Source organism: Streptococcus parasanguinis ATCC 15912 (assembly GCF_000164675.2).
Lineage (GTDB): Bacteria > Bacillota > Bacilli > Lactobacillales > Streptococcaceae > Streptococcus > Streptococcus parasanguinis.
Genome location: NC_015678.1, coordinates 2002372 through 2026415, shown reverse-complemented (window position 1 = coordinate 2026415; position 24044 = coordinate 2002372). Strand labels below are relative to the sequence as shown.

The following is a 24044-nucleotide window of genomic DNA, read 5'->3' as shown; positions in this document are numbered from 1 at the left end:
ACTTGCTTCGCAAGTCCTATCCACCACCTCAAAGCAGTGCTTCGAGCAATCAACCACTGCGTCATGCAACTATCCTATCAAAAAAGTGAAGGCTGGACATTTTTGTCCAGCCTTCTTTCTTTATTAAACGCGTTCTACTTTACCAGATTTCAATGCACGAGCTGAAGCCCAAACTTTTTTAGGTTTACCATCGATAAGGACAGTTACTTTTTGAAGGTTTGGTTTTACGGCACGTTTTGTTTGGTTCATAGCGTGTGAACGGTTGTTACCTGATACAGTCTTACGACCTGTGAAATAACATACTTTAGCCATTTCTGTGTTTCCTCCTATTAGATCTAATATAACGGATGTGCTAGCACCACATACCGTACTATATTACCAAAAAAAATCTCTCTTGGCAAGCTTTTGGCCAAAGTTTTTCATTTCCGACTTAAGAAAACGAATTCGCTCCTACATAGATAATTTCTAGATTTCCCAAGGAAACATCGCCCGTAATGTAGAAATCCTTACTTGTCAGAGCACTTGGATTTTCCTGGTGCTGGATCGCTGAGAGGGAATTATCCACATTTACATGGACACGCCAATCGCTTGGTACATAGAGGCTCAGACTCCCAAGAGAAACATCAACAACAAACTGAGCAGAAGGACCCTCGATGCGGCAATTGTCAAAATAAACCGATGCTTCTCCCATACTCACATCTGCACTTCCGCGGGTAAAGTGTTGGTCATTGAGATATTTTGTCACTGTTGAAAAAGTGACATCAATGTCATTGCCATCCGACTTACTCATGGACCCAGCAGAATAGGAAGCTAGGCGGGCTTTTGTTTTCTTAGAGGGTTTAAACAAAATGTTGAGCCCAATCACAGCGAGAATTGAGGAAAGGATGACAACCGAATTGGACACCGGAAGGAAATGGTATTGCCCATTGAGACAAAAGAGGGCTAAAAGTCCATAGATGAAGCCCCAACCAAAATGGCGTTTTAAGAAACTAGAGAGGGACAGGACTGCAAGCAAGGTAACCCAAGCCAAGGTCCAGATGCTGATGTCCCATTTTACAAAATAGCCTTGTAAGAGGATTAAGGCTGCTAAAAGAATTAAGAATACTCCAATTAATTTTTTTCTCATGATATTACCTCATTTCATTTAGTCGTTCTTTTAAGAGTTGATAATAGCGTCTAGATACGTGGACCTGCTTATGGGTCTGGTAGAAATTGACCGTGCTGGTCCCTGAAAAAGACTTTTCCAGAGAGTAGATCTGCTTTGCATTGACAATGGTGGATTTGGAAATCCGACAAAAGGCGATGGGGAAGCAGCTCCTCCAATTCATAGAGCTTCTGCTTAACCTCATAGGCTTCGTCCTTGGTGTGTCCAAAAATCTTCTCCCCATCCGTCTCAAAAAAGAGGATCGATGCAACATCTAGAAAATACTCACTTCGATCCTTGTAGAAGGCTAAAGAAGCGACCTTTTGTTCCAGGATTCTCTCTTGTAGCTGGGTCAACTCCGGGGTCAAGCGCGGAGCTCGAATCAAGATCTCAGGCTCATCCATTGATGGATCCAATTCGATTTTAACTTTCATAAAACTCCTTTCCCAACGTTTTGATAGTACCATTATAACAGCTGTTGAAAACAAAACAAGGGCTTTTCAGTAAGTGGCACCTTTTCCCTACTAAGAGGTCGTATCTAAGAAGTAAAAGAGCTGATCAAGTGAGCAGCTAAGAACTTGGACAAACCTTTTGATTTCTTTCCCAATTTGGCTATAAGAAAACACCCTGAAAGATAGATAGAAAAATCTAACTTTTGGGGTGTTGTCAATTTTAAGAGCGTTGAATATGTCTTTATTTTGTGAGTGAGACACGGAAATCATTGTATTTGCTGTAATCAAACTCTTCATTGAGACCTGTTACAAATACAATTGGTGTATAATGGCCCTCTTCCAAAATGAAACCGGCTTTTACCTTGGCATTGGCCCCCCCAAGTCCAGCAATACCAGGAAGGAGGGCATCAAAAGCTCCAGGTTCGTCTGTTTCCCAGTAATAGATATTACCAGAAGCTTGAACAGCTTTTGCTCTAGTCGTTGCTGTACGAATTGGGTTCACATCTGCTTGATAAAAGTTTGCTGTCGTAGTGACCGTTCCGTCCGCAGCCACTGTCATTTGGACATCTTTCGCAATTTCAGTTGTACCTGTCCAAGTCCCTACGAGCTCTGCAGGAACCATTTGGGATGAATCTGTAGCTTTGTCACCACTTGTTGTATTAGACGCTGTGGTTGTTTGACTTGATTGTGTTGTTTCTTCTGAACTAGATTCAGTTTCTTTTGTATTTTTCTTTTTAGAAGACTGATTTGTTTTTTTCTGACCAGCTTTCATAGAAGTCTGTGTTTCTTTTACAGAAGAACTGTTCTCCTCTTTTTTAGAACCACAAGCTACTAGTAGAGTTGCAGAAGTTAAGCCTAAAAGTGCTAAACTTGTCCATTTTTTCATAATTATGATACCTCACCTAAATTTATATTAGCTATTATATTACAATGTTACAGATTGTCAAGTGTTTTTGAAATATTTTTGTAACATTTGTAATTTATCTAAATTTTTAAAGGGTGGCGCATAGGGTTACAAAGTAAAAGATTTCTATATTCTTTATTACATAGTCATCAGAAATAGAAAATCAACGTACGAAAACTACTGTTAGAGTTTCATTAGTACAAGAAGTAATTCAACATCAAAAAAGCCCGTCACAACAGGCTTTTCAATGTATCATCTGATGCCGATTGCAGGGATCGAACCTGTGACCTACGCGTTACGAGTGCGTTGCTCTACCAACTGAGCTAAATCGGCGATTACCTTCTTAGTATAGCACTCTGAGAGCGGATGTCAAGCACTTTTAGTTGATCTTTTTAATCAGAATCTGACATGGATTCTGCGGATCCCATAGGGATGGAAAAATCTCTAATTTTTTAAAACCAAGACTGCGATAAAAGACATTTGTTCGGTCATAATCTTTATTTGAACCTTCTGCGACTGTTTTGACCTGTAGGTAGTCCACTTGTTTGACTGCTTCTCTTTCTATAGTCGTAATTAATTCCCTTCCAATTCCTTGACCTTGGAATGATTTTTTCACGCCTAGACAGTCAATTTCAGCACAATCTTCACTCGAATATGATAAACTTATAAACCCTACTACATCACTTTCTTGATAAGCAGCCCAAACTCGTAAATCCTTAGCTCCTTCGACGTAAGCTTGCGTGCTTTCTGGTATTCCAAACCATTCTGGCAAATCCTTTAAAATCTCAGCGACAACTGCCATTTTTTGATCTTCACCCTTGACTTCTTTAATTACAAACATCATAAGTTCCTTTCTTGATTTTAGTCTTACTTTACCTCTTACGAACCAGCACTTTCGTAGGCATCCAATCCCCTGTCCCAAAGTTTGAGGGAAATAACAAAGAAAACAAGGGAAATCAGAATCAAACCACCAATATTAAAGAGTCCATCCTTGTCCTGCAAGAAATAGCTGGCAGGATAGTAGGCCGTAAAGGCGAAAGGTACAATAAAGCTAATTAACCAACGAAGGAGCGAATTGTAAATAGAAATCGGATACTTGGCAAAATCATTAAACATATAGAAAATGTAAATCATGGCACCTGACTGCTTGGTCCAAAAAGCGATACTGGCAGTTGCAATTTTCAAGGAAGTATAAATCAAGGTCGCAAAAGGAATACAAACTAGAAAAATCAGGAATTTTGGAAGAGTCCAAGCAATGCTAGTCGCCGTTGTCGCTAGTAAAATTCCACCGACCAAAAGTTCACCCAAGGCATCAATCTGAAAGGTCTCAACGAGTATGTGAAAGAGAGGATTGATAGGACGAGTCAGATACTTGTCAAACTCCCCTTTTCGAACTAGTCGTTGACCTAAAGCCCAGAGATTGTCAAAAAAGAGATGGTCTAGTCCCTTTGGAATTAAGGAAAATCCATAGATAAAGGCAATTTCTTGAAAGGTCCAACCTTCTAAGGAGGGAATGTGTTGAAAGATGACATTGAGAAACAAGAGGTTCAGGCCTTGAGTCAGAAAGACTCCCAACACACCAACCACAAAATCTACCTTGTATTCCATGATTTGCTTGATGTACTGTCTGATAAAAATCAGATGCATGCGTTGATATTTTTTCATCCTAACCTCCCTGAATGGTGATAAATGACTGGACTCGTTTCCAAATCAACTGAGACAAGCCCACCATCACTATAAGCCAGAAAAGCTGAAGCAAAAGTGCTTGAAGGATCTGACTAGCATCGTATTTCCCAACAATAATCATGACCGGAGTGTAAATTAAGGATGAGAAAGGTAAGAAGGACATAATATCTGAAATGACCTTTGGAAAGAAAGCCAAGGGAATCAAACTCCCAGACATAAAGGCCACTATGGAAGTCTTAAGTAGGTTGGAACCCCAAAGATTTTTAAATACAAAGGCTGAAAATCCAAAGCAGATATTAAAGAAAAAGTTAATCAGATAGGCCAGCGTTAAGCTAAAAAGATAAAGGGTAGTTAGTCCCAGCACTTCTACACTCCCTTGCCCAGATAAGATTTTCATCAAAACAATGACACTTAAAAATGGCAGTCCAACAGAGATAAAAATCAGCCACTTGGAACCAAGCTCCGTAAAGAGGTAAGAAGCCGCAAAATGCACTGGTCGCAACAAGCGCATGATAATGGAACCATCCTTGACCTCATCACCAATCATAAAGGAAGAATCCGACCTAGTCAGAAGATTAGTCACAAAGCTCATGATGATGTAGAGGGTGATATCCGCCATACTGAAGCCCTGAATCAAAGGCTCCTGGGAGGAATCAAAGACAGCCTTCCATAGATAAAAAGCCACAAAAGCACCCATGACATCGCCAATCCGATAAAGAATAAAGTTGACTCGATAGCTAATCAACTCCTGAATCCCTGCATTGATAAAGGGTTTATAACGTCTCCACAATTTGACCATCTTAGAGCTCCTTTCGATAGAAGCGACGGATAATATCTTCAATATCCGTATCTACCATCTTCAAATCACGGACCTCAAAATCAGATAAGGTTTGCTTGATAATATCGGCCGACTGGTAGCGGGAACTATCGAATTCAATATTGAGAGTATTTCCTTGTCTATCAATGGACATATCAGGCAAGCCCTCATAATGAGAGACTAGATGATTTTGACCTGGCGTCAGGTCAAAGGAGAGAGTCTTCATCTTTCCAAAGGTCTCCTTGAGCTGGCTCACCGTTCCATCAAAAATCTCTTGCCCCTTATCAATCATAAAAATCCGATCACAGAGTTGCTCAATATCACTCAAATCATGAGTAGTCAAGAGAATAGTTGTCTCTTCCTCCTGATTAATCTGGGTAATGGCCCGACGAATGTTGTCCTTGACAGACACATCCAAACCAATAGTCGGTTCATCTAAAAAGAGAACTTTGGGATTGTGAAGCAAGGAAGCCGCAATATCCGCCCGCATCCGTTGACCTAGTGAAAGAGTCCGCACAGGATCCTTGATAAATTCCTTCAAATCCAAAACTTCATTCAAAAAGTCCATGCGCTTATGGAAAAGCGAGTCCGGTACATCATAGATCTCTTTCAAAACCGTGTAGGTCTCTTGCAGAGCCAAATCCCACCATAACTGGGTGCGTTGTCCGAAAACGACTCCAATATCCTTGACATAATCTTGGCGATTATCCTGCGGAATCTTGCCGTTAATCCGACAAAAGCCAGATGTGGGCTTCAAAATTCCTGTCAGCATTTTGATGGTGGTTGACTTCCCAGCACCATTTGCCCCGATAAATCCTAAAATCTGCCCTTTTGGAACTTCAAAAGTTAAATCCTTGACCGCTTCAAAGGTCTGCTTTTCAGGATGAATAAAGGAGCGCAAGGCTCCCTTTAACCCCGGCTCCTTAACTGTCTTCACAAAATTTTTACGAAGATGTTGCACTTCAATCATTGCCATATCTATCTCCTAAAATCTGCCTTTTTTTCAACATAAGGAAAGAAAGCCCTAATAACACCCTATTATAGTGCAAATGTCTAAGGAAAACAAGTGTTAATTTATATCGAAAATTTTTATCCCTAAGAAAAGATAAAAAGGTGATGCTGCATCACCTACCTCTACCAAGTTAAGTCTTCAATCATGCTTCTTACTTGTGAATCAAGAGTCTTATCCTTCTTCAGTTCTCCAACCAAAGTCTGAATCTGCCGGACTAGATTTGGATCATTGTCATTATAGCATCGATGAAGCATCCAGATGTTATGCACAGTTGGACTTTTTAGAACTGACTCCAACAATAAATCCTCATAGCCTTGATGATAAAACTTCTCCACAAAGTGTACCAATTCACCTGGAGAACCAAAATCAACTTCTGGGTGGTTAGCAATGAGTTCTAATATGGGAGCAACCAAATCAAAGGGTTGAGGGGAAGCCTCCATGGCATCTACAATCTCGTCTGCCAACTCAAATTCTTGGTCTTCAGTAATTGCATCATGCAAAGCAACTAACATATCATCTTTAGTAAGCATCTGATTCTCCTTTTCAACTGTTCCATATCATTATTCGTTTTCGAACTTCTTCTTCACTCATCAAACCTTGTTCGTAAGTAGTTTTCAAACTCCTTTTGGGATAAATCACTAGGAAGTTCAAACACATACTCATATCCTTCATCACAAAAGGAAGCTTTCTCTTCAGGTGGAAACCATTTCCGAAGCCAGATGATATAGCAAGCATAATCCTGAACCCTATTATGTGAATCAAAGTAATTTATCACAAAAACATTTTTCTTGCTACTCAAAGAACTTTCCAAGGTAAACTGAGGACTTTGATAATCCCAAGAAAGCGAGTAAGCTTTTTCAGGATTAATCCTTTCTCTGATCAAAACACCTGGGAATTTTTCTCTCAAAGCAGTACAAAAGGCTTGTAAATCTAGGAATATGGGGCCTTTACTCTCAATAAAGACAAAATCAGCAGTACTCATCAGTCTCTCTCCTTCTTTTTAAAACTGAAAACAGACCTTAACCATCAATGGCAAAATTCTCCAGACTCTCAAATGCCTGCCCCTGATAGTCAAAAGAAAAGATATGAATATCATCAAAAGTTTGATCGCAGAAAGTAACGATTTGTCTTTCTGGCTCGATGATGGGTTTACCCAATTTTTCAGTAGCTTCTTCATCTGTGAAATACCCATAAAATTCTTGTAAATGAGGCAGTATAAATGCAAGAATACGGTAAAGATTTTTATGGTAATTGGCTGCAAGCAACTGAGCTTCCATCTCAAAGTTTCCACTTGGTTTTTCTTCCCAAGCTACAAGAACATCATCTACTTCATGTAGGTAGGCTTGCAAGGACTGATCGAATATCATGGCTATTTTTCTTTCAATTCTATTTGTAATAACAGAAAATAAAATCACATAGATTGAACTAAATGATTACCTAGATGTAACTTTCATAATTCTTTTCACACTCTTATCTTTGTCAACTAGAAAGCAATCTGGAAAAGTCATCTGTCCCCATTTTTTATAATCAAAACTTGAATCAAAATGATTGATTAAGATTCCTAGCAAATTTCCATGAGAACTCAGTAAAATGGTTTTATCTGAATACCTTTCTTCCAAGTCCTCAAATAAATCTAAAATTCTATTTAATGCTTCTCGATTGGACTCGCCTCCAATAAGAGATTTATCTGGATTTTGCCATAAATATTGAATTGTTTTTTCAAACTCAGTATCTTCAATAAATCTTGAGGATAATTTTCGCTCTCGTAACCGATTATCAAGAACTATTTTATCAAATTGAATTGGCGAGCTATTAATCGTTTCAAATGCTCGTTTATAAGGACTAGAAAAATAATAACCAATATTAAAAGAATTCAAAAAATCTAACTGATTAAGAGATGAAAATCCTTTTTCTGACAAAGTTCTATTAAAATCATCACTTGAAAATCTTGAATGAGCATGTCTAAGTAAAATATAAGAATTATTCATAAGTCATTACCTTTCAATTATTATCATCAGTCTCAATGGATTTTTAAGCCCTCAATTATTCTCTAAAAATTCTTTAATGCGAGAAACAATAGCATCGCTTTGATAATGATAGAGGTCGTGAGGCGCATCCATATAGTCGACTTGAACATTAGACTGGTCGCTTGCAAATCTCTCTGCATAACGTTGCCACTCTGATTGGCTAAAGGTCGTGCCTTCACCGTTAGAAACCAGGAGTAAGGCTGGAATTTTCGGATTAATGCTAGATGGAACTTTCTTGGCATTTTCCTTTGCCAAACGGGATTCATGAAGCATGGCTTGTGACATCAACTGCTTATATGCTAGTAATTTATATTGTTGTCGTTCAGTTTCAGTCAGAGTTGGATTTTTTATATAAAAGGACTCAGGGAAATAGCGTAATAAGCCAATCTTACTGCTCCAATAAGCCACAGTAAGCAAGGCCTGATTATCCTTTAAATCCTCATAACTCTCCGGCAGAGCCCAATCTAGGCCAATCAAAGCCTTCACTTCATTTGGATATTTCTCTTGCCAAGCAAGACTCTCTAAACTAGCCATAGAATGCGAAATAATCACATAAGGACCTGAAACATGAGCTTGCGCCAAAGCTTGACGCGTCTCAGAAAGGACCTCCATCACATCTCTTGAACGATCACTATCTTGGCTAAAACCATATCCTGCTCGCTCCACGACAACAACCTTGTATTTTTTGGATAGGGGATCTGATAGATTCTTAAAGTCTAGGATAGGAGAGGCGATACCTGCACCAGAAAGAAAAACGATTGTTTGAGGCCCTTCTCCTTTAACAGAGATATTCATTCGATGTCCATTGACTGTAACTTGTTTACCAATAGGTGTGAGAAGCTCACTTTCATTTCGTAAACTGAATTGATGAAAAACAAATGTAGCACCTAAAAAGAGCAGGAGAAAGCCACAAACGATCCAGCTCCACAGTTTGAATTTTTTCATAGGCATATTGTACAAAAATTAACCCCTGGAAGCAACCTTTCCCATACAAAAAAACAAGATCCACATGGGACCTTGCTTTCCTGTTTTTAATTAAGCTTTGCCTTCTGAACCGAATACGTCGATACGTTCTTCAACAGCTGCAGTAATTGCTTCGAAACCTGGTTTCAAGAATTTACGTGGGTCGAAGAGTTTCTTCTTGTCGTATTCTGCTTCGTTTGCATCGTATTCACGTACGAATTGACGAGTAGCATTTGCAAATGCGATTTGGCATTCAGTGTTAACGTTAACTTTTGCAACACCAAGTTTGATAGCTGCTTGGATTTGATCATCAGGGATACCTGATCCACCGTGCAATACGATTGGGAATCCTGGAACAGCTTCAGTCAATTTTTGCAAGTGGTCAAGGTGAAGACCTTTCCAGTTTGCTGGGTAAGGACCGTGGATGTTACCGATACCTGCAGCCAAGAAGTCGATTCCTGTAGCAACCATTGCTTTAGCGTCTTCGATTGGTGCCAATTCACCGTCACCGATGATACCGTCTTCTTCACCACCAATAGTACCAACTTCAGCTTCTACTGAGATACCTTTAGCATGAGCTTTTTCAACGACATCTTTCGCCAATTTAAGATTTTCTTCAACTGGAAGGTGTGAACCGTCAAACATGATTGAAGTGTAACCAGCTTCGATACATTCAAGAGCATCGTCGTAGTGACCATGGTCAAGGTGAATAGCAACTGGTACAGTGATCCCCATTGATTCTACAAGGTTTTCAATAAGGGCTTTACATACTTTGTAACCACCCATGTATTTAGCAGCACCCATAGAAGTTTGGATAAGTACTGGAGCTTTCTTAGCTTCTGCTGCACGCAAGATAGCTTGAGTCCACTCAAGGTTGTTTGTGTTAAATCCACCAACTGCATAACCATTGTCACGAGCTGCTTGGACAAATTTTTCTGCTGAAACGATTGCCATTAGTCATAGGCCTCCTATATATTTTTGTGGGGCTAATCCCACTTACATTGTTTATTTTATCACTTTTTAGATGAAATTGCTAGTTTTTCCTGTATCTTTAAGCACTTTCTTAAGATAAATGAGGAGGATTCCCTCTTTTCGGAGATTTCAATACCTCTGTAATATCAAAATAAGGATATGCAAACACTCTTATAGCTCATTTCACTTTCCTTCTATTCTACTAAAATAATTTTAGAAATAAAAAAAGATAGCCGAAGCTATCTTGATCCGATGCGGAGAGAGGGACTTGAACCCTCACGACCTAAAGCGGTCACAGGATCCTTAGTCCTGCGCGTCTGCCAATTCCGCCATCCCCGCGATTGAGTACTTTACTAGTATATCAATCAACGACTTTTTTGTCAAGAATTTTTTCAAACTTTTTTCAAAGTTTGTCATTTTCTCACAAAAAGGGAACAGGTCCTTCGACCTGCTCCCTTGATTTTTATTTGCTATCGTGGTTTTCAACTGCCGCTGTGATAAAGGCTGTGTAAAGTCCTTCTGGACGGTTTGGACGGCTTGACAATTCTGGGTGGTATTGGCAAGCGACAAAGAATTTGTTTTCTGGGATTTCAACGATTTCGACCAAACGATTGTCTGGTGAAACACCTGAGAAGACAAATCCTGCTTCTTCGAACTGTTCACGGAAAGCATTGTTAAACTCATAACGGTGACGGTGGCGACGTTGTACCACTTCTTGATTGTCATAGGCAGCGGCTGCTTTTGAGCCTCGTTTGAGTTTAGATGGGTAAAGACCGAGACGGAGCGTTCCTCCCATGTCTTCCACATCGATTTGGTCTCGCATGATATCGATAATTGGATACTTGGTTTCTGGATCCAATTCGGATGAATTGGCCCCTTCCAAACCTAAAACGTGACGGGCAAATTCGATACAGGTTAACTGCATCCCCAGGCAGACACCTAACATTGGGACGTCCTGTTCACGCGCATACTTGATGGCTTGAATTTTTCCTTCTGTTCCCCGTTGGCCAAAACCACCTGGGACGATGATCCCATCCGCATCTCCAAGGAGTTCTGCCACATTTTCAGCTGTCACATCATTGGCATTGACCCAATTAATCTTGACTTCTGCATCGTTGGCATAACCTGAGTGCTTCAAGGCCTCAACGACAGAAATGTAGGCATCTTGCAATTCTACGTATTTTCCAACCAAGGAAATCTTGACCTGCTTCTTGAGGTTCATGACCTTGTCGACCATCGCAGACCATTCTGTCATATCTGCTGCAGGAACATCCAATTTCAAATGGTCACAAACGATTTGGTCCATATTTTGTGCTTGCAAGTTCAATGGGATTTGGTACAAATGGTCCACATCCAGTGATTCGATGACAGCTTCTGGTGCGACATCACAGAATTGAGCCAACTTGTTCTTAATTCCTTGACCAGCTGGTTTTTCTGTACGGATGACCAACATATTTGGTTGAATCCCAAGACCACGTAATTCTTTCACAGAGTGTTGGGTCGGCTTGGTTTTCATTTCTCCCGCAGCTTTCAAGTAAGGAAGAAGGGTGGTGTGGATGTACATAACGTTTTCAGCACCAACATCTGCCTTCATTTGACGAAGAGCTTCAAGGAATGGAAGGGACTCAATGTCTCCAACTGTTCCCCCGACTTCTGTGATGATGACATCAGAATCCGTCGTTGTCGCTGCTCGTTTGATCTTTTCTTTCAAGGCATCTGTAATATGAGGAATAACCTGTACAGTCGCGCCCAAGTATTCTCCGCGACGTTCTTTGCGAAGAACTTCGCTATAAATTTTCCCTGTTGTCACATTTGAGTACTTATTCAGATTGATATCAATGAAGCGTTCATAGTGACCAAGGTCCAAGTCTGTCTCTGCACCATCGTCTGTGACAAATACTTCCCCGTGTTGGTAAGGACTCATCGTCCCTGGGTCGATATTGATATAAGGGTCAAACTTTTGGATCGTCACTTTCAATCCACGATTTTTGAGCAAGCGACCAAGACTTGCTGCGACAATTCCTTTTCCGATGGATGATACGACACCACCCGTGACAAAAATATATTTTGTTGACATGTGCTTTCCTCTTCTTCTAATGTTGTAGAGGCCATTCCTCTTTGCAGAAAAAACAAAAATAGCTCCCTAATCCTTAGGGAGCTCCGACCTCAAAATGAGGTGCCCGAACAATATCTTACCGCAAATGGTCTACTTTGTCAAATTGAAAATTTCATGAAAATGATTTTCGCTGTTTACGAGACCTTTTCCACTCCATTTTGTGTGACGAGAAATTTCTCAAATTGAAGCTGAGACATGCAAAGAGCAAGGTCCTTGCGGATTCGCTCCAGTGCTTCTAAACGCATCTCGACTGATGTCTCGGTATTTCCTTGAATGACAAAGAGGGCGTTTTGCGTAGTCTCCTCAAATTTGTAATGGTCACTATCGCGTACATCCAACCAAGCCAAAACTCCTTTTTGATCCCGATAGACAGGATCTGTCGGTGCGACATGTTTTTCACTAGAAAGGATAGGGAGGAAAAGATCGTCTCTTTGACTCACTGTAAATTCAATCTGTCCCTCAATCTTATCTAGGTCATGTCCTCCGATCGCGAGAAAAGACTTCAGAGATTCGACATTATAGATATCGATGATGCTATTGATCTGAGGAAGAGCTCCTCGATGCTGGATGTTTCGGATAAGAGCTAGGACTGTTGGTGGATTTTTCTTGATGCTACGCCCTACTTTTTGCAAGAGGTCTGTATACCCTTTGATGACAGGAGATGCCACTACTTCTTCTGTCTGACACTGGAGCGCCCATTGTTCAAGCTCTTTCTTCTTTTCAAGAAAAGAAGGGGGTAAAACTGCTTGGGGGTCCACATTTCTAGCAATTCCGACCACAACCGTATCAATACCAAGAGCTACTAAACTTTGATCTAAACGAAAGTCCATCTGAACACCTCCTATTGGGAAACCTTACACGATTATCATATGCCATTTCGCCATTTTTGTCAATGCAAACAAAAAGAGAGTGGGACAGAAATCGGTAATTCGTTAGAATTCGATTTCGTCGTCCCACCTCCGCACAGTTGAGTAGGGCTGTAAAAGCTGATGAAATCAGCGTAGTAGAGCCCACTCAACCACTGCGTCTTGCTCGACAATCCAAAAACAATTGAGAGGCTAGGACTTTTGTCCCAGCCTCTTCTTATGATTTATTCTTCTTCCTCGTCTTCAGCATCCTCTTCTTCGTCGTCTTCTTCGCTCAATTCAACTTCCTCACCCAAATCATCTGGTACGATTTCATTGATTTCAGCATCGTAAGCTTCGACTTCACTCTTTTCATCATCTGGATTTTCTTCATCATATGAAAGAGCTGGATCTGCTTCGTAAACTTCTTCGTCTTCTGGATCGTCATCGTTGTAGTCGATTGCATCTTCGTCTCCATCCATGAAGGCATTGACACGTTTTTTCTTCCGTTTCTTAGGAGTTTCGTCTTCGTCTGTTTCTTCAAGAGCGATGATTTCCTCATCAACTTCATCGATGGCATACCATGAACGAAGGCCCCATTTGTTATCTCCAAGTGGGATAAAGCTTCCATCTACATTCAATTCTGTGTAGAACAATGGAAGAGCTTCACGGATCTCGCTGTTTGATTTTTCAAGGTAATTTTGAATTTCATTTACAAGATCGCTAAAGTACATTTCATGGTCACGTCCGCGTAATTCTAAAATCGCACGTGCCACTTCAATCATAGAAAGTTCACTTTTTTCTTGTCCAGCAAATACTTCTAATTCCAAGGGTAAATCTCCTTATGTTTCATTTCCTAAATGGAGAAGGATCTGGTCTTAAACCTCATCCTATCCTCAATGATAGATTGAAAACTTCTCGTCACTAAATCTATCACGCATTTTATCGTTACACTCTATTGTACGATAAATTTCCCCTTTCGTCAAAGGAAAATTCCAGGATTCTCCACGAAATCAGAAAAGAAGAGCCTCACGGCTCTTCTTTTTAATCTCAATTATTTTACTTTTGCTGTGCTTGTAATCACGTTCACTGCTTTCTTCACTGTGATGTCATGTTTCAACATTTCTGGTGAAAGAAGGTTGCGAACTTGTTCAACTGGCATGTTGTAATCTGCTGCCAATTGTTCGATTTCAGCGTTGATTTCTTCTTCAGTTGCTTCGAAGCCTTCTGCTTTCGCTACTGCTTCAACCACAAGGTTTGTCTTCGTACGGCTTTCAGCTTCTGCTTCGTATTGTTTGTGAAGATCTTCTTGAGTTGTTCCAGTGATTTGGAAGTACATTTCAGGTGAGATACCTTGACGTTGCATGTTTCCAAGGAATTCGTTGATTGAACGGTGTACTTCTTCATGGATCATTTCTTCTGGAAGGTCAACGATTTCAGCATTTTCAACGGCAAGATCGATTGCTGCTGCTTCTACTGCATCGTTGTATGCTTCTTCTTTAGCTGCTGCCAATTCTTTGCGGTATTTTTCTTTCAATTCAGCAAGAGTTTCAACTTCTTCGTCGATGTCTTTTGCCAATTCATCGTCAAGAGCTGGTACTTCTTTTGCTTTTACTTCGTGGATCGTTGTCACGAATTTCGCTTCTTTACCTGCAAGGTCAGCTGCTTGGTAGTCTTCTGGGAATGTTACGATCACATCAACTGTTTCACCAGCAGAGTGTCCAACCAATTGGTCTTCGAAACCTGGGATGAATTGACCTGAACCAAGTCCAAGTGAGAAGTTGTCACCTTTACCACCGTCGAATTCAACACCGTCGATAGAACCTACGAAGTCGATCACAACTGTGTCACCTTCTGCAGCAGCACCTTCTTTAACAACCAATTCAGCCAAGTTGTTGCGTTCGCGTTCGATACGAGCATCCACATCAGCGTCTGTTACTTCTTTAGAAACTTCTACTGACACTTCAAGGTCTTTGTAAGCACCCAATTTTACTTCAGGTTTTGTTACAACAGCTGCTGTCAATGTCCAGTCTTGACCTTTTTCCATAGATACAACATCGAAAGTTGGTTGTGCTACAACTTCGATTCCAGCTTCTTTAACAGCTGCTTCGTATGCTGCTGGAAGAAGATCGTTCAAAGCATCTTGGTAAAGAGCTTCTTCACCAAAACGTTGGTTGAAGATTGGACGTGGAATATGACCTTTACGGAATCCAGGTACGTTCAAAGTTTTCTTAACAGACTCAAACACACGGTCCAAAGCAGGTTTGATTTGCTCTTGGCTGATTGTGAAAGTCAATACACCGTGGTTAGTTTCTTTGTTTTCAAATGATACAGACATTCTGTCTCTCCTTAAAATAATATAGTCATTCCTTATAATTTTACCACAAAACTTTGAAATTGCAAGTTTTAAAACGTTTTTGCCTCTCTTTTCATCCAAAAAAACTAGCCCTTAAAAGCTAGTTCTAATTATGATTTTCGGATGGGATCATCGAGGTAGAGAGCACGGGCGCCACCGATCAATTTTGGCCGACTGGCGAGGGCTGTGACATGGGCGCCACCTAGTTCACGCAAGATAGGGCGAATCGGAACTTGCACGTGTTTGACATGCATCCCTACTGAGGTATCTCCGATGTCTAACCCGGCTTGAGCTGTGATAAATTCCACCTCAACAGGATCCTTAAAATACTTGAAAGCTGCGAGTTGTCCAGCACCTCCTGCATGGAGACTTGGAAGGACATTGACGATTTCTAACTCCTTTTTATCTGCCAATTCTCTTTCGACCACCAAGGCGCGATTGAGATGCTCACATCCTTGTACCGCCAGATAAATCCCTCTTGGATTCAACTCATCTAGCAAGGTCTGGACAATAGCTTCGGCAATATCGATGTTGGAGGCTTTTCCAATTCGCCCTCCTGCAACTTCACTTGAAGACATCCCGAGGACTAGAATCTGTCCTTGGCGGAGACGGCTTTTTTCCAAGACATCTACCAAGATTTCTTTTGTATCCTTCTTCAGTTGCTCCAGATCCATGAATTAGCTTCCTTTCTTTTGAAATGCATAATAGACCACATAGCCTAAAGCCATTCCAACAAAATTCTGAGCGAGGTTATTCGGAATGTCCGAGATAGCAGCTCCCCAACCATTGCCTAAAAAGAGAGCAGAAGCTAGTGCGTAACCGCCTACCATGACGACTGTCGCAAGAAGCAAGCCTAGGTAACGAGCTTTGCCCTTGAAGCCAGCGAAATATCCTTGTCCCCCGTGAAAGAGGAGGCTAAAGAACATCCACTGAGGATAGCCTGAAATCAGATCCAATAAGAAGGCTCCGACACCACCTACAATAGCACCTTCCTTGCGTCCAAAATAGAAGGCTGTGAAATAGGCACCAAGATCTAGTAGGGTGACGATCCCTGTAGGAGTTGGAAGTTTGGTATAGTAGCCAAGTACAACTGTCAAGGCTGTCAAAATAGAGAGGCGGGCAATGAGTTGAGTTCGATTAGATGTCATACTGTACTACTCCATACTGGTCTGAATGTTGAATCGCTTGGAAAACAAAGTCTTTAGAGGCTTTAACAGCTTCAAGTGGAGATTTCCCTTGCACCAACTGGCTGGAAATGCTAGACGCAAAGGTACAACCAGCTCCTGTATTGTTCTTTTCTAAGACTGGCTCTTCAATGATGGTGAAGTCCGTCCCATCATAAAAGACATCGATGGCCTTTTCTTTATTGAGACGATTGCCTCCTTTGACCACGACATTCGCTGCTCCTAATTCGTAGAGCTTGCGCGCTGCCTCCTTCATATCATCGAGCGATTGAATCTTGCTTTGGGTCAAGATCTCAGCTTCTGGCAAGTTCGGCGTAATGATCGTCACATAAGGGAAGAATTTGATCAATTCGTCTCGAAGAGCTGAAACTTCAACATCATGGCTTTCCTTGCAGACCAAGACAGGATCTAGTACCACAGGGATCTCCGCATGGGCTTTGACATAGTCCAAGGCCAAGTCTGCCACTTGGACATTTGGCAAAAGGCCGAGTTTAATTGCAGAAAAAGGAACATCCTTGAGAGAGTTGAGCTGCTGCGCAAAGGTCGTTGGATCCACCGGAATCACTTCAAAACCGTGCTCCGTCATAGCGGTCAAACAAGTCACCGCTACAAAACCATGCTGTTTGTTAGTCGTATAAGTTGCAAGGTCTGCGTGAAGACCTCCCCCACTAAAAATATCATTTCCTGAAATAGCTAGAATCAATTCATTACTCATAACGGATCTCCTTTAAATATAAGCCATTTGGCGCTGCTGTAGGACCTGCTAGATTGCGGTCCTTCTGTTCTAAAATTAGATCGATCTGCTCGATCGGCATCCGATCATTTCCGATCTTCAACAAAGTTCCCACCATATTGCGGATTTGCTTGTAGAGAAAACCATTGCCCGAAAAGGTAAAGACAAGGCGGTGATGTTCTGCATCCTCGACCAAGCGAGCCTCTGTAATCGTACGAACCTTGTCTTCCACACTGGTTCCTGAAGCTGTGAAACCGGTGAAATCATGGGTTCCCTCCAACTTTTGGATGGCTGCTTGCATCTTTTCCACATCCAAAGGATAAGGATAGTGGGTGGCATAGTGGCGCATCATGGGGTTCTTGGGACGACCATAATCCACGATGAATTCATAGGTCTTGCTGTGCTTCTTGTAGCGTGAATGAAAGTCAGCCGCTACTTGCTCCACACGGATAAAATCAATATCCTCTGGAGTTTGGGTATCGAGGGCAAAGCGGAGCTTCTCCTCGTCCCGCTCTTGGGGGAGATCAAAATGAATCACCTGTCCAAGAGCATGGACACCGGAATCCGTTCGCCCCGCTCCATGAACGGTAACGGGGGTTCCTTGATTGAGGCGCGTCAAGGTCTTCTCGATTTCCTCTTGCACACTGCGGGCATGCGGTTGGCGTTGAAACCCTGCAAACAAGGTCCCATCATATGAAATGGTTGCTTTGTATCGTGTCATGGTTCTATTTTAGCAAGATATAGAAGGGGTTACAATAGTGAAAAAATCAAACTGTCCGGGTACAGTTTTGCAGGCACAAAAAGAGGCTGGGACAAAAGTCCTAGCCTCTCAATTATTTTTGGATTGTCGAGCAAGACGCAGTGGTTGAGTGGGCTCTACTACGCTGATTTCATCAGCTTTTACAGCCCTACTCAACTGTGCGGAGGTGGGACGACGAAATCGAATTCTAACGAATTACCGATTTCTGTCCCACTCTCCTAACTTCGACCTGTTACAAATCTACTAGGTCTTAGTCTCTTTTTTTATTTTTCAAGTCCATTCCTGCTGCCCCTAAGATCGCTCCTAGTAAAGCGAGTCCCAAAGCAGATTCTGCTCCTGTTTCTGGAAGTTGCTTGTTAGAAGATACTGTTTCTGAACGAACCTCTTTTTCCACAGCTGCTGGAATTGGCGTTGGGGTATTTCCTGGTGCAACTGGTTGATCTTTCGAGATCACTTGAGGTGTTGAAGGATCTGGAACCACTTTGTTTACGAGCACGTCTGACTTCACTGGCGCTTCTACGGAAGGGGTTGTTGGGATCACGACTTCTTTGGTACCGACTTCAACAATTTCTGCAACCGGCTCTGTGGCAACTTCTGTAGCAATCACTTTTCGACTTTGATCAAGTGCCGAAACCTCTACATACTCAAGACCTTGCCCTTTAACCCCAGCCTGGATCACTTTTCGTTCTCCTTTAGCGAGATCTGGATTGCTCCGTTCCACAAGGTCAAAATCAAGTTCTTTTTCTACGATTTCAAGACTTGGTTTGTCTTCCACTAGGGCTTTGACGTCATTTTCAGCCAAGCTACCTACTTGCGTGATTGGCTTGAGCCCCGCAAGGGCTTGAGTCAGAGTGGCCACTTCTTGATCCACCTGATCTTGATGAGCACGGCTCACATTCCAATTCAAGCTATCTAAGACTTTCGCAAGGGCTGCGCGCGATTCTGGTGTGTAAATGTCTAGATCTGTTGGCACCGTAGCAACTGCTTTTCTAAGAGCAGTGAAGTCCGCCTTGAAATAGTCCTTGTTATGGTTGGCAAAAGCTTCCATGAGATCAAAGACATTTTTTTCGATGTATTCTTCACTTGGGGTATCACACCAAACAGCTACCATACTACCGATCATCGGCAAAGATGTTTCAGGATACGTTGTACTTGGGAGTTGTCTAAATGGAGTAGCAGCTGCATTGGCAATCGCTTTCTCAATATAACCACCACCCGTTTCAGGTGTTCTTCCCAAAACATAATACCAGTCTCCGTTGGTATTAAGGAATTTATAACCCTTATCTGCCAAATACTGTGGAGATGCGAGGTTATAGCCCCACCATCCTTTAGACCAGTATGAAATCAAGACGTCCTTGTCAAAGGCAACATCATCTTCATCTCCATAATAGAAGCCATCGTTAAAGGCCATTGGCTGCAAGCCTTTTTCACGCGCCATGGCTGCAAGACTATTGGAATACTCCGCAAACTTACCATAGAGGTCATACCACTTGAGGTAGTACCAACCTTGCGCACTGGTAGCGTCATTGGCATATTCATCTGTTCCGTAGTTAAAGATCTTAGACTTGTCTTTGAAGTAGTCCATATACTTGCCAATCAAGGCTTTGGTAAAGTTGACTGCTGCTTCATTGGTCAAATCCATGGTTGTTTTTGAAACCGTATCAAAGCTGGCTTGTGGATTTTCAATGCCCAATTTTTCCATGGCCACCAACAAAGCATCCATGTGGCCAGGACTATTGACTGCCGCAATCAAGCCGATTCCTTTAGCAGTAGCATAAGCATGGAGCTCATCCATTTCTGCTTGGGTCAAAGCTTGACCATTTGGATCATCGTAATAGGCCTTGGTGCCTTCTAGAATGGCCTTTTTCACATCGTCACTGGCATAGGTTTTGCCATTGGCTTCCACCGTCATATCATCGAGGACGAAGCGCATACCATCGTTTCCGACAAGGAGGTGCAAGTCAGAATAACCCAGCTCACTGGCCTTATCTACGATCCGTTTCAACTGATCCAGCGAGAAGTATTTGCGACCTGCATCGATCGAGATGACCTTCTTCATGGCGAGTTTTTCTGCTGCTTCTTTTGCAGCAACTTCTTTCGCGTAGCTTTCTGTATACACCAAAGCATCTTGAGCCGCTTTAAGATGATCGATCAAGGTTTTGGCCTCTGCTCGAGTCGTGTCTGCTCCTACCCCTTCTAAAGCTTTTTTGGCTGCCGTAAAGGCTACTAGAGATTCCGGTGTATAGTGATCCAAATCAGTTGGAGCTTCCGAAAGAGCTTTTTCGACAACTTCAAGATCTGCAACAAAGTAGTCCGCATTCTTGTCCACGAAGGCATGCATCAACTTAAAGAGAAGGTCTTTTTTGTAGGTTGCGGATGGTGTATCTGCCCAGGCAGCTACCATCCCACCGATGAAGGGCACCTTAGACCCATCATTTTTTTGAACGACATCAATCGCTGACTTGGAAATTCCTTCGAGACCTTGATCAAGGTTGTACCAACCAGATCCAGCCTTATCCCGTCCAATCACATAATACCAAGCATCATTAGTATTAAGAATCTGATGACCTAGTTCAGACAAGAGTTTTGAAGAAGCGACATCATAGCCATTCCAGCCACCTGTCCAGTAGGAGACAATGATATCCTTGTCAAAAGTACCATAGGAAGTATCGCCATTGTAGTAGATCCCGTCATTAAAGGCCATTGGTTTCATCTTGTGTTTTTTCACAATAGCTGCTAGATCATTAGCATATTGGATGAATTTTTCATAGCCTTTTTCTGGATAGCCTTCACCTGGCCAATGCTTGCTGGCTTGGAGAACCTGCCAACCATGGTCATCTGTGGCATCGTTGGCATATTCATCCAAACCAATATTGAAAATATCTGCTTTGCCGCTGAAATAAGCCGCATACTTGTCTACCAAAGCCTTAGTAAAGTCTAAGGCTTTTTGGTTGTCCAAATCAACTGTCCTAGCTGATTTCTTTGTACCAAAATAATTAAAGTGAGGGTTTTCGATCCCCAATTGTTCCATGGCTGTCAGAATCGCATCCATGTGACCTGGACTATTAATGGTTGGAATGACACCTACTTTCTTCGATTTGGCGTAGGCCAAAATATCATCCATTTGAGCCTGGGTCAAGGCTGTCCCGTTCGGATCATCGTAATAAGCCTTCGTCCCTTTTTCAACAGCATCTGTCACGGCTTGGCTAGAATAAGAAGTATCTCCCACTTTCAAAGACATATCATCCAGCACAAAGCGCAAGCCGTCATTTCCAACTAGAAGATGCAAGTCTGTATAGCCCGTCTTACTTGCTTCATCAATGATTTCCTTGATTTGGTCTGGTGAGAAGTACTTGCGACCGGCATCAATCGAAACAATCTTTTTCTTGGCTAATTTTTCTTCTTGGTCAGGATCTTTAGCAGGCGTTTCCGTCGCTGCTGTCGTTGGTTGAGTTGTCACATCCGACTCTGCGACAGAACTTGCTTCTTCGCGAATCAAACGGTCAAGATCTGATACCCGCAATTCACGATCAGGCAGTGTTGGTTGACTTTGATCGACGATCGGGGCAGGAGCCGTTGGTTTTTCTACTGCTGGCTGAGAAGCTTCCTCATTAAGGGAAATAGTTGACTCACTCTCGTTTGGCTGAGTTGGAACTGTCGTTGCAGGACTTTCAGTAGTCGTCGGCGTATCGGCCGCTACAACATGAGCACCAGCAAAAAATCCTATGAGCACCGAAGCAGCTCCTACTGCATACTTGCGAATCGCATAACGTGGTTGATGTGATTTCATCAGGACCTCCTAAATTGTCATTGTAATCGTTTTCTTAAATTTAGCACGATATCTTAATAAATTCAATGAGGCTTCTCATTATTCTTTAATTAGGAGAGGAAGTTCTTGGATTCGATCCAAAATAAAACGAGCTCCTTACTCAAAAGGAAACTCGTTCATTTTTATAAATCATCTAAAGCATCTTTGACCTTGTCAAAGAAACCTTTTTTCTTTGGGTTGACCTTCAAATCACTTGCTTCCGCAAAGGCTTGAAGGGCTTCTTTTTGCTTGTCATTTAAACCAGTTGGGGTGACGACATTGACAGATACATATTGATCCCCCATAGCACCACCACGTAAGCTTGGAGCCCCTTTTCCACGGAGGCGGAATTTCTTACCGGTTTGGGTTCCTTCAGGAATGACCAAATCGACATCTCCGTGAACAGTTGGCACATGGACCGTATCTCCAAGAGCTGCTTGGACAAAGTTCAAGTCTAACTTGTAGTAGATGGTTGAGCCATCTCGTTCGAAGCGATCGCTCGGCTCAACATTGACAACGACATACAAGTCACCATAAGGTCCACCGTTAAAGCCAGCTTCTCCTTGACCAGCTAATCGGATTTGTTGACCTGTTTCAACTCCTGCAGGAATCTTGACATTCACGCTATGAGCTTGTTTTTCATGACCTGTTCCACGACAAGTGCTACATGGATCTTTGATTTCTTGACCACGACCATGACAGACATCACAGGTCACTTGACGGCGCATCATCCCAAGAGGGGTTTGCGTATCCACATTGATGACTCCAGAACCATGACAGCGTCCACAGGTCACCGGACTAGTCCCTGGCTTAGCCCCAGAACCATGACAGGTATGACAGCTAGCTTCCCGATGGTACTTGACTTCTTTTTCCGCACCAAAAATCGCTTCTTCAAACTTGAGATTGACGCGGTATTGGAGGTCATCCCCTTGACGAGGTGCATTTGGATTACGACTTGCACCGCCACCAAAGAAGCTAGAGAAGATATCTTCAAAGCCACCAAAACCAGCACCATCAAAGCCACCAAAACCACCTGCTCCGCCACCGAAGCCACCATTGGCACCCGCAGCACCATATTGGTCATAAGCAGCTCGTTTTTGCTCGTCACTCAAAGTCTCATAAGCTTCTTGAACTTCCTTGTACTTTTCCTCAGCACCAGGCTCCTTGTTGATATCTGGGTGATATTTTTTAGATAATTTCCGATAGGCTTTCTTGATCTCATCTTGAGATGCATTCTTTGAAACGCCCAAACGGTCATAAAATTCAGTATTGTTCATAATTCAAGATACAAAGGGCGTTAAACGGACACAGCCAAAATAGGAGTTTTGACGACGGACGCTCGCGTCCTAGAAAAAACTATCTTTTTGGCACCGTCCGTAGCCCGTGTTCAGTTACGAACACTCTTTGTTCCTTTCTATAATTTTCATGTAAATCTTTAGAGGCTGTTTTCTATACTTCGCTTCACTTGATCAAACTCTTTGTCCGATAAAGTAAATATCAAATCCTCTTCAGCATACTCGTTCTGTTCTTTAAAATAGTTGTCTGTATTAGTTGCCAAGCCTAAGCTTAGAATCACTTTTCTTGCAAACTCTTGATGGGCAAAACCGATAGCCGTAATGATTTGTTTATCTTGCACAACCAGTTTGGGTTGGAAATTTTCACGTGGAAGAAATTCAAAATAACCAAAGAAGTTTTGCCAAATTCCACCTGTAAATTTCGTGTCCTTCAACAGACCTGCTTTCGCTAATAAAAGAGGCGCTGAAGAAATGGCTGCAATTAAGATATCTTGCTCACCAAGGTCCCTCAAAAACGAAATCAATTTCTCATCCTGTAGAGCAGGCCCTATATTGATCATTCCTGGCAAAATCACACAAGAATACTCTTCTATACAGATTTGATCTAGTGTTTTCGTTGGTTGACAGGGCAAGCCATCCTCAGAGACCACCATCGAATGATCTGAAGCGGCATAATCAATCGTACTATCAAAAGACAGAGCTAAAGTACTCGTTAAAGCAGTAATCTCATAAAGAGAAAAATTAGGATAAATGATACAAAGTACTTTTTTCATAGGCAGCATCCTCTATTTTACCGAAAAACAGAGGCTGGGTTGCAACCTCTGGATTTCTTTTTATCATTTACTAGTTAGGCGTTTAGGAAAGGCGCCATAGCGATTGTCGTAGGGTGACAATCACAAGAGTGAGTATTCATTATTAACGCCTCGCTCCCCGATTTTCAAGCTCGGGATAAAATAGTCCACGGGACTAT

The 24044-nt window shown here is 42.0% G+C and carries 24 protein-coding genes, 2 tRNA genes and 1 pseudogene; all 27 read right to left on the bottom strand.

Going from position 1 to position 24044, the window contains the following annotated elements; translation table 11 throughout:
* Window positions 1-123 precede the first annotated feature (123 nt).
* Window positions 124-312, bottom strand: coding sequence for a 50S ribosomal protein L28 (gene rpmB, locus HMPREF0833_RS09535; protein ID WP_001140948.1), 189 nt, complete (start codon window positions 310-312; stop codon window positions 124-126).
* 118 nt (window positions 313-430) lie between these two features.
* A complete protein-coding gene (locus HMPREF0833_RS09530) occupies window positions 431-1126 on the bottom strand; it encodes a LiaF transmembrane domain-containing protein (protein WP_013904689.1) in 696 nt (231 codons plus the stop codon).
* Between the two features lie 4 nt (window positions 1127-1130).
* A pseudogene (locus tag HMPREF0833_RS09525) lies at window positions 1131-1578 on the bottom strand (LytTR family DNA-binding domain-containing protein).
* A gap of 259 nt (window positions 1579-1837) precedes the next feature.
* Window positions 1838-2482: a hypothetical protein gene (locus tag HMPREF0833_RS09520; protein WP_013904687.1), complete on the bottom strand. Its 645-nt coding sequence runs from the start codon at window positions 2480-2482 to the stop codon at window positions 1838-1840.
* A 278-nt stretch (window positions 2483-2760) separates the two neighbouring features.
* Window positions 2761-2833 (bottom strand) — tRNA-Thr (locus tag HMPREF0833_RS09515).
* A gap of 46 nt (window positions 2834-2879) precedes the next feature.
* Window positions 2880-3341, bottom strand: coding sequence for a GNAT family N-acetyltransferase (locus tag HMPREF0833_RS09510; RefSeq protein WP_041818447.1), 462 nt, complete (start codon window positions 3339-3341; stop codon window positions 2880-2882).
* A gap of 38 nt (window positions 3342-3379) precedes the next feature.
* On the bottom strand, window positions 3380-4165 hold the full coding sequence (locus HMPREF0833_RS09505; RefSeq protein ID WP_003017328.1) for an ABC transporter permease: 786 nt from the start codon (window positions 4163-4165) through the stop codon (window positions 3380-3382).
* 1 nt (window position 4166) lies between these two features.
* The gene (locus HMPREF0833_RS09500) at window positions 4167-4985 is read right to left on the bottom strand and encodes an ABC transporter permease (protein WP_013904685.1); all 819 of its coding nucleotides are present in this window, start codon (window positions 4983-4985) and stop codon (window positions 4167-4169) included.
* 1 nt (window position 4986) lies between these two features.
* Window positions 4987-5979 (bottom strand): ABC transporter ATP-binding protein, encoded by a 993-nt coding sequence (locus HMPREF0833_RS09495; protein ID WP_013904684.1) that lies wholly within the window; start codon window positions 5977-5979, stop codon window positions 4987-4989.
* Window positions 5980-6137: 158 nt separating this feature from the next.
* The gene (locus HMPREF0833_RS09490; protein WP_003017340.1) at window positions 6138-6545 is read right to left on the bottom strand and encodes a hypothetical protein; all 408 of its coding nucleotides are present in this window, start codon (window positions 6543-6545) and stop codon (window positions 6138-6140) included.
* 53 nt (window positions 6546-6598) lie between these two features.
* Window positions 6599-6997: a hypothetical protein gene (locus HMPREF0833_RS09485; RefSeq protein WP_013904683.1), complete on the bottom strand. Its 399-nt coding sequence runs from the start codon at window positions 6995-6997 to the stop codon at window positions 6599-6601.
* Between the two features lie 37 nt (window positions 6998-7034).
* A complete protein-coding gene (locus HMPREF0833_RS09480; protein ID WP_003017324.1) occupies window positions 7035-7382 on the bottom strand; it encodes a hypothetical protein in 348 nt (115 codons plus the stop codon).
* A 66-nt stretch (window positions 7383-7448) separates the two neighbouring features.
* Complete coding sequence (locus HMPREF0833_RS09475) at window positions 7449-8003, bottom strand: histidine phosphatase family protein (RefSeq protein ID WP_013904681.1); 555 nt, start codon at window positions 8001-8003, stop codon at window positions 7449-7451.
* Between the two features lie 51 nt (window positions 8004-8054).
* The gene (locus HMPREF0833_RS09470; protein ID WP_013904680.1) at window positions 8055-8993 is read right to left on the bottom strand and encodes an alpha/beta fold hydrolase; all 939 of its coding nucleotides are present in this window, start codon (window positions 8991-8993) and stop codon (window positions 8055-8057) included.
* A gap of 84 nt (window positions 8994-9077) precedes the next feature.
* The gene (locus tag HMPREF0833_RS09465; RefSeq protein ID WP_003004573.1) at window positions 9078-9959 is read right to left on the bottom strand and encodes a class II fructose-bisphosphate aldolase; all 882 of its coding nucleotides are present in this window, start codon (window positions 9957-9959) and stop codon (window positions 9078-9080) included.
* Window positions 9960-10230: 271 nt separating this feature from the next.
* Window positions 10231-10316, bottom strand: a tRNA-Leu gene (locus HMPREF0833_RS09460).
* 124 nt (window positions 10317-10440) lie between these two features.
* Window positions 10441-12054, bottom strand: a complete 1614-nt coding sequence (locus tag HMPREF0833_RS09455) for a CTP synthase (RefSeq protein ID WP_003017325.1) — start codon at window positions 12052-12054, stop codon at window positions 10441-10443.
* Window positions 12055-12227: 173 nt separating this feature from the next.
* Window positions 12228-12923, bottom strand: coding sequence for a B3/B4 domain-containing protein (locus tag HMPREF0833_RS09450; RefSeq protein ID WP_003017330.1), 696 nt, complete (start codon window positions 12921-12923; stop codon window positions 12228-12230).
* Window positions 12924-13183: 260 nt separating this feature from the next.
* Window positions 13184-13768: a DNA-directed RNA polymerase subunit delta gene (gene rpoE / locus HMPREF0833_RS09445; protein WP_003004516.1), complete on the bottom strand. Its 585-nt coding sequence runs from the start codon at window positions 13766-13768 to the stop codon at window positions 13184-13186.
* A gap of 224 nt (window positions 13769-13992) precedes the next feature.
* Window positions 13993-15276, bottom strand: coding sequence for a trigger factor (tig, locus tag HMPREF0833_RS09440; RefSeq protein ID WP_003017990.1), 1284 nt, complete (start codon window positions 15274-15276; stop codon window positions 13993-13995).
* Between the two features lie 128 nt (window positions 15277-15404).
* A complete protein-coding gene (locus HMPREF0833_RS09435; RefSeq protein ID WP_003017993.1) occupies window positions 15405-15968 on the bottom strand; it encodes a TIGR01440 family protein in 564 nt (187 codons plus the stop codon).
* Between the two features lie 3 nt (window positions 15969-15971).
* A complete protein-coding gene (locus HMPREF0833_RS09430; RefSeq protein WP_003017988.1) occupies window positions 15972-16442 on the bottom strand; it encodes an ECF transporter S component in 471 nt (156 codons plus the stop codon).
* On the bottom strand, window positions 16432-17193 hold the full coding sequence (locus HMPREF0833_RS09425) for a bifunctional hydroxymethylpyrimidine kinase/phosphomethylpyrimidine kinase (RefSeq protein ID WP_003017985.1): 762 nt from the start codon (window positions 17191-17193) through the stop codon (window positions 16432-16434). The genes HMPREF0833_RS09430 and HMPREF0833_RS09425 overlap by 11 nt, the downstream gene beginning before the upstream one ends.
* Window positions 17186-17932, bottom strand: coding sequence for a tRNA pseudouridine(38-40) synthase TruA (truA, locus tag HMPREF0833_RS09420; protein ID WP_013904678.1), 747 nt, complete (start codon window positions 17930-17932; stop codon window positions 17186-17188). Before truA ends, HMPREF0833_RS09425 begins: the two co-directional genes overlap by 8 nt.
* A 289-nt stretch (window positions 17933-18221) precedes the next feature.
* A complete protein-coding gene (locus tag HMPREF0833_RS09415; protein ID WP_013904677.1) occupies window positions 18222-21761 on the bottom strand; it encodes a family 20 glycosylhydrolase in 3540 nt (1179 codons plus the stop codon).
* A 161-nt stretch (window positions 21762-21922) separates the two neighbouring features.
* Complete coding sequence (gene dnaJ, locus HMPREF0833_RS09410) at window positions 21923-23056, bottom strand: molecular chaperone DnaJ (RefSeq protein WP_013904676.1); 1134 nt, start codon at window positions 23054-23056, stop codon at window positions 21923-21925.
* Between the two features lie 158 nt (window positions 23057-23214).
* Window positions 23215-23847: a DJ-1/PfpI family protein gene (locus HMPREF0833_RS09405; RefSeq protein WP_041818445.1), complete on the bottom strand. Its 633-nt coding sequence runs from the start codon at window positions 23845-23847 to the stop codon at window positions 23215-23217.
* Window positions 23848-24044: the final 197 nt, after the last annotated feature.

What these genes read in the sequence shown, in the direction of transcription:
- HMPREF0833_RS09470 (WP_013904680.1), bottom strand. Translation starts at nt 8,993, where the DNA reads ATGCCTATGAAAAAATTCAAACTGTGGAGCTGGATCGTTTGTGGCTTT.
- HMPREF0833_RS09415 (WP_013904677.1), bottom strand. Translation starts at nt 21,761, where the DNA reads ATGAAATCACATCAACCACGTTATGCGATTCGCAAGTATGCAGTAGGA.
- HMPREF0833_RS09430 (WP_003017988.1), bottom strand. Translation starts at nt 16,442, where the DNA reads ATGACATCTAATCGAACTCAACTCATTGCCCGCCTCTCTATTTTGACA.
- HMPREF0833_RS09485 (WP_013904683.1), bottom strand. Translation starts at nt 6,997, where the DNA reads ATGAGTACTGCTGATTTTGTCTTTATTGAGAGTAAAGGCCCCATATTC.
- HMPREF0833_RS09510 (WP_041818447.1), bottom strand. Translation starts at nt 3,341, where the DNA reads ATGTTTGTAATTAAAGAAGTCAAGGGTGAAGATCAAAAAATGGCAGTT.
- HMPREF0833_RS09530 (WP_013904689.1), bottom strand. Translation starts at nt 1,126, where the DNA reads ATGAGAAAAAAATTAATTGGAGTATTCTTAATTCTTTTAGCAGCCTTA.
- HMPREF0833_RS09520 (WP_013904687.1), bottom strand. Translation starts at nt 2,482, where the DNA reads ATGAAAAAATGGACAAGTTTAGCACTTTTAGGCTTAACTTCTGCAACT.
- truA (WP_013904678.1), bottom strand. Translation starts at nt 17,932, where the DNA reads ATGACACGATACAAAGCAACCATTTCATATGATGGGACCTTGTTTGCA.
- HMPREF0833_RS09405 (WP_041818445.1), bottom strand. Translation starts at nt 23,847, where the DNA reads ATGAAAAAAGTACTTTGTATCATTTATCCTAATTTTTCTCTTTATGAG.
- HMPREF0833_RS09505 (WP_003017328.1), bottom strand. Translation starts at nt 4,165, where the DNA reads ATGAAAAAATATCAACGCATGCATCTGATTTTTATCAGACAGTACATC.
- HMPREF0833_RS09500 (WP_013904685.1), bottom strand. Translation starts at nt 4,985, where the DNA reads ATGGTCAAATTGTGGAGACGTTATAAACCCTTTATCAATGCAGGGATT.
- tig (WP_003017990.1), bottom strand. Translation starts at nt 15,276, where the DNA reads ATGTCTGTATCATTTGAAAACAAAGAAACTAACCACGGTGTATTGACT.
- HMPREF0833_RS09465 (WP_003004573.1), bottom strand. Translation starts at nt 9,959, where the DNA reads ATGGCAATCGTTTCAGCAGAAAAATTTGTCCAAGCAGCTCGTGACAAT.
- HMPREF0833_RS09490 (WP_003017340.1), bottom strand. Translation starts at nt 6,545, where the DNA reads ATGCTTACTAAAGATGATATGTTAGTTGCTTTGCATGATGCAATTACT.
- HMPREF0833_RS09455 (WP_003017325.1), bottom strand. Translation starts at nt 12,054, where the DNA reads ATGTCAACAAAATATATTTTTGTCACGGGTGGTGTCGTATCATCCATC.
- HMPREF0833_RS09435 (WP_003017993.1), bottom strand. Translation starts at nt 15,968, where the DNA reads ATGGATCTGGAGCAACTGAAGAAGGATACAAAAGAAATCTTGGTAGAT.
- HMPREF0833_RS09475 (WP_013904681.1), bottom strand. Translation starts at nt 8,003, where the DNA reads ATGAATAATTCTTATATTTTACTTAGACATGCTCATTCAAGATTTTCA.
- rpmB (WP_001140948.1), bottom strand. Translation starts at nt 312, where the DNA reads ATGGCTAAAGTATGTTATTTCACAGGTCGTAAGACTGTATCAGGTAAC.
- HMPREF0833_RS09425 (WP_003017985.1), bottom strand. Translation starts at nt 17,193, where the DNA reads ATGAGTAATGAATTGATTCTAGCTATTTCAGGAAATGATATTTTTAGT.
- dnaJ (WP_013904676.1), bottom strand. Translation starts at nt 23,056, where the DNA reads ATGAACAATACTGAATTTTATGACCGTTTGGGCGTTTCAAAGAATGCA.
- HMPREF0833_RS09480 (WP_003017324.1), bottom strand. Translation starts at nt 7,382, where the DNA reads ATGATATTCGATCAGTCCTTGCAAGCCTACCTACATGAAGTAGATGAT.
- HMPREF0833_RS09495 (WP_013904684.1), bottom strand. Translation starts at nt 5,979, where the DNA reads ATGGCAATGATTGAAGTGCAACATCTTCGTAAAAATTTTGTGAAGACA.
- HMPREF0833_RS09450 (WP_003017330.1), bottom strand. Translation starts at nt 12,923, where the DNA reads ATGGACTTTCGTTTAGATCAAAGTTTAGTAGCTCTTGGTATTGATACG.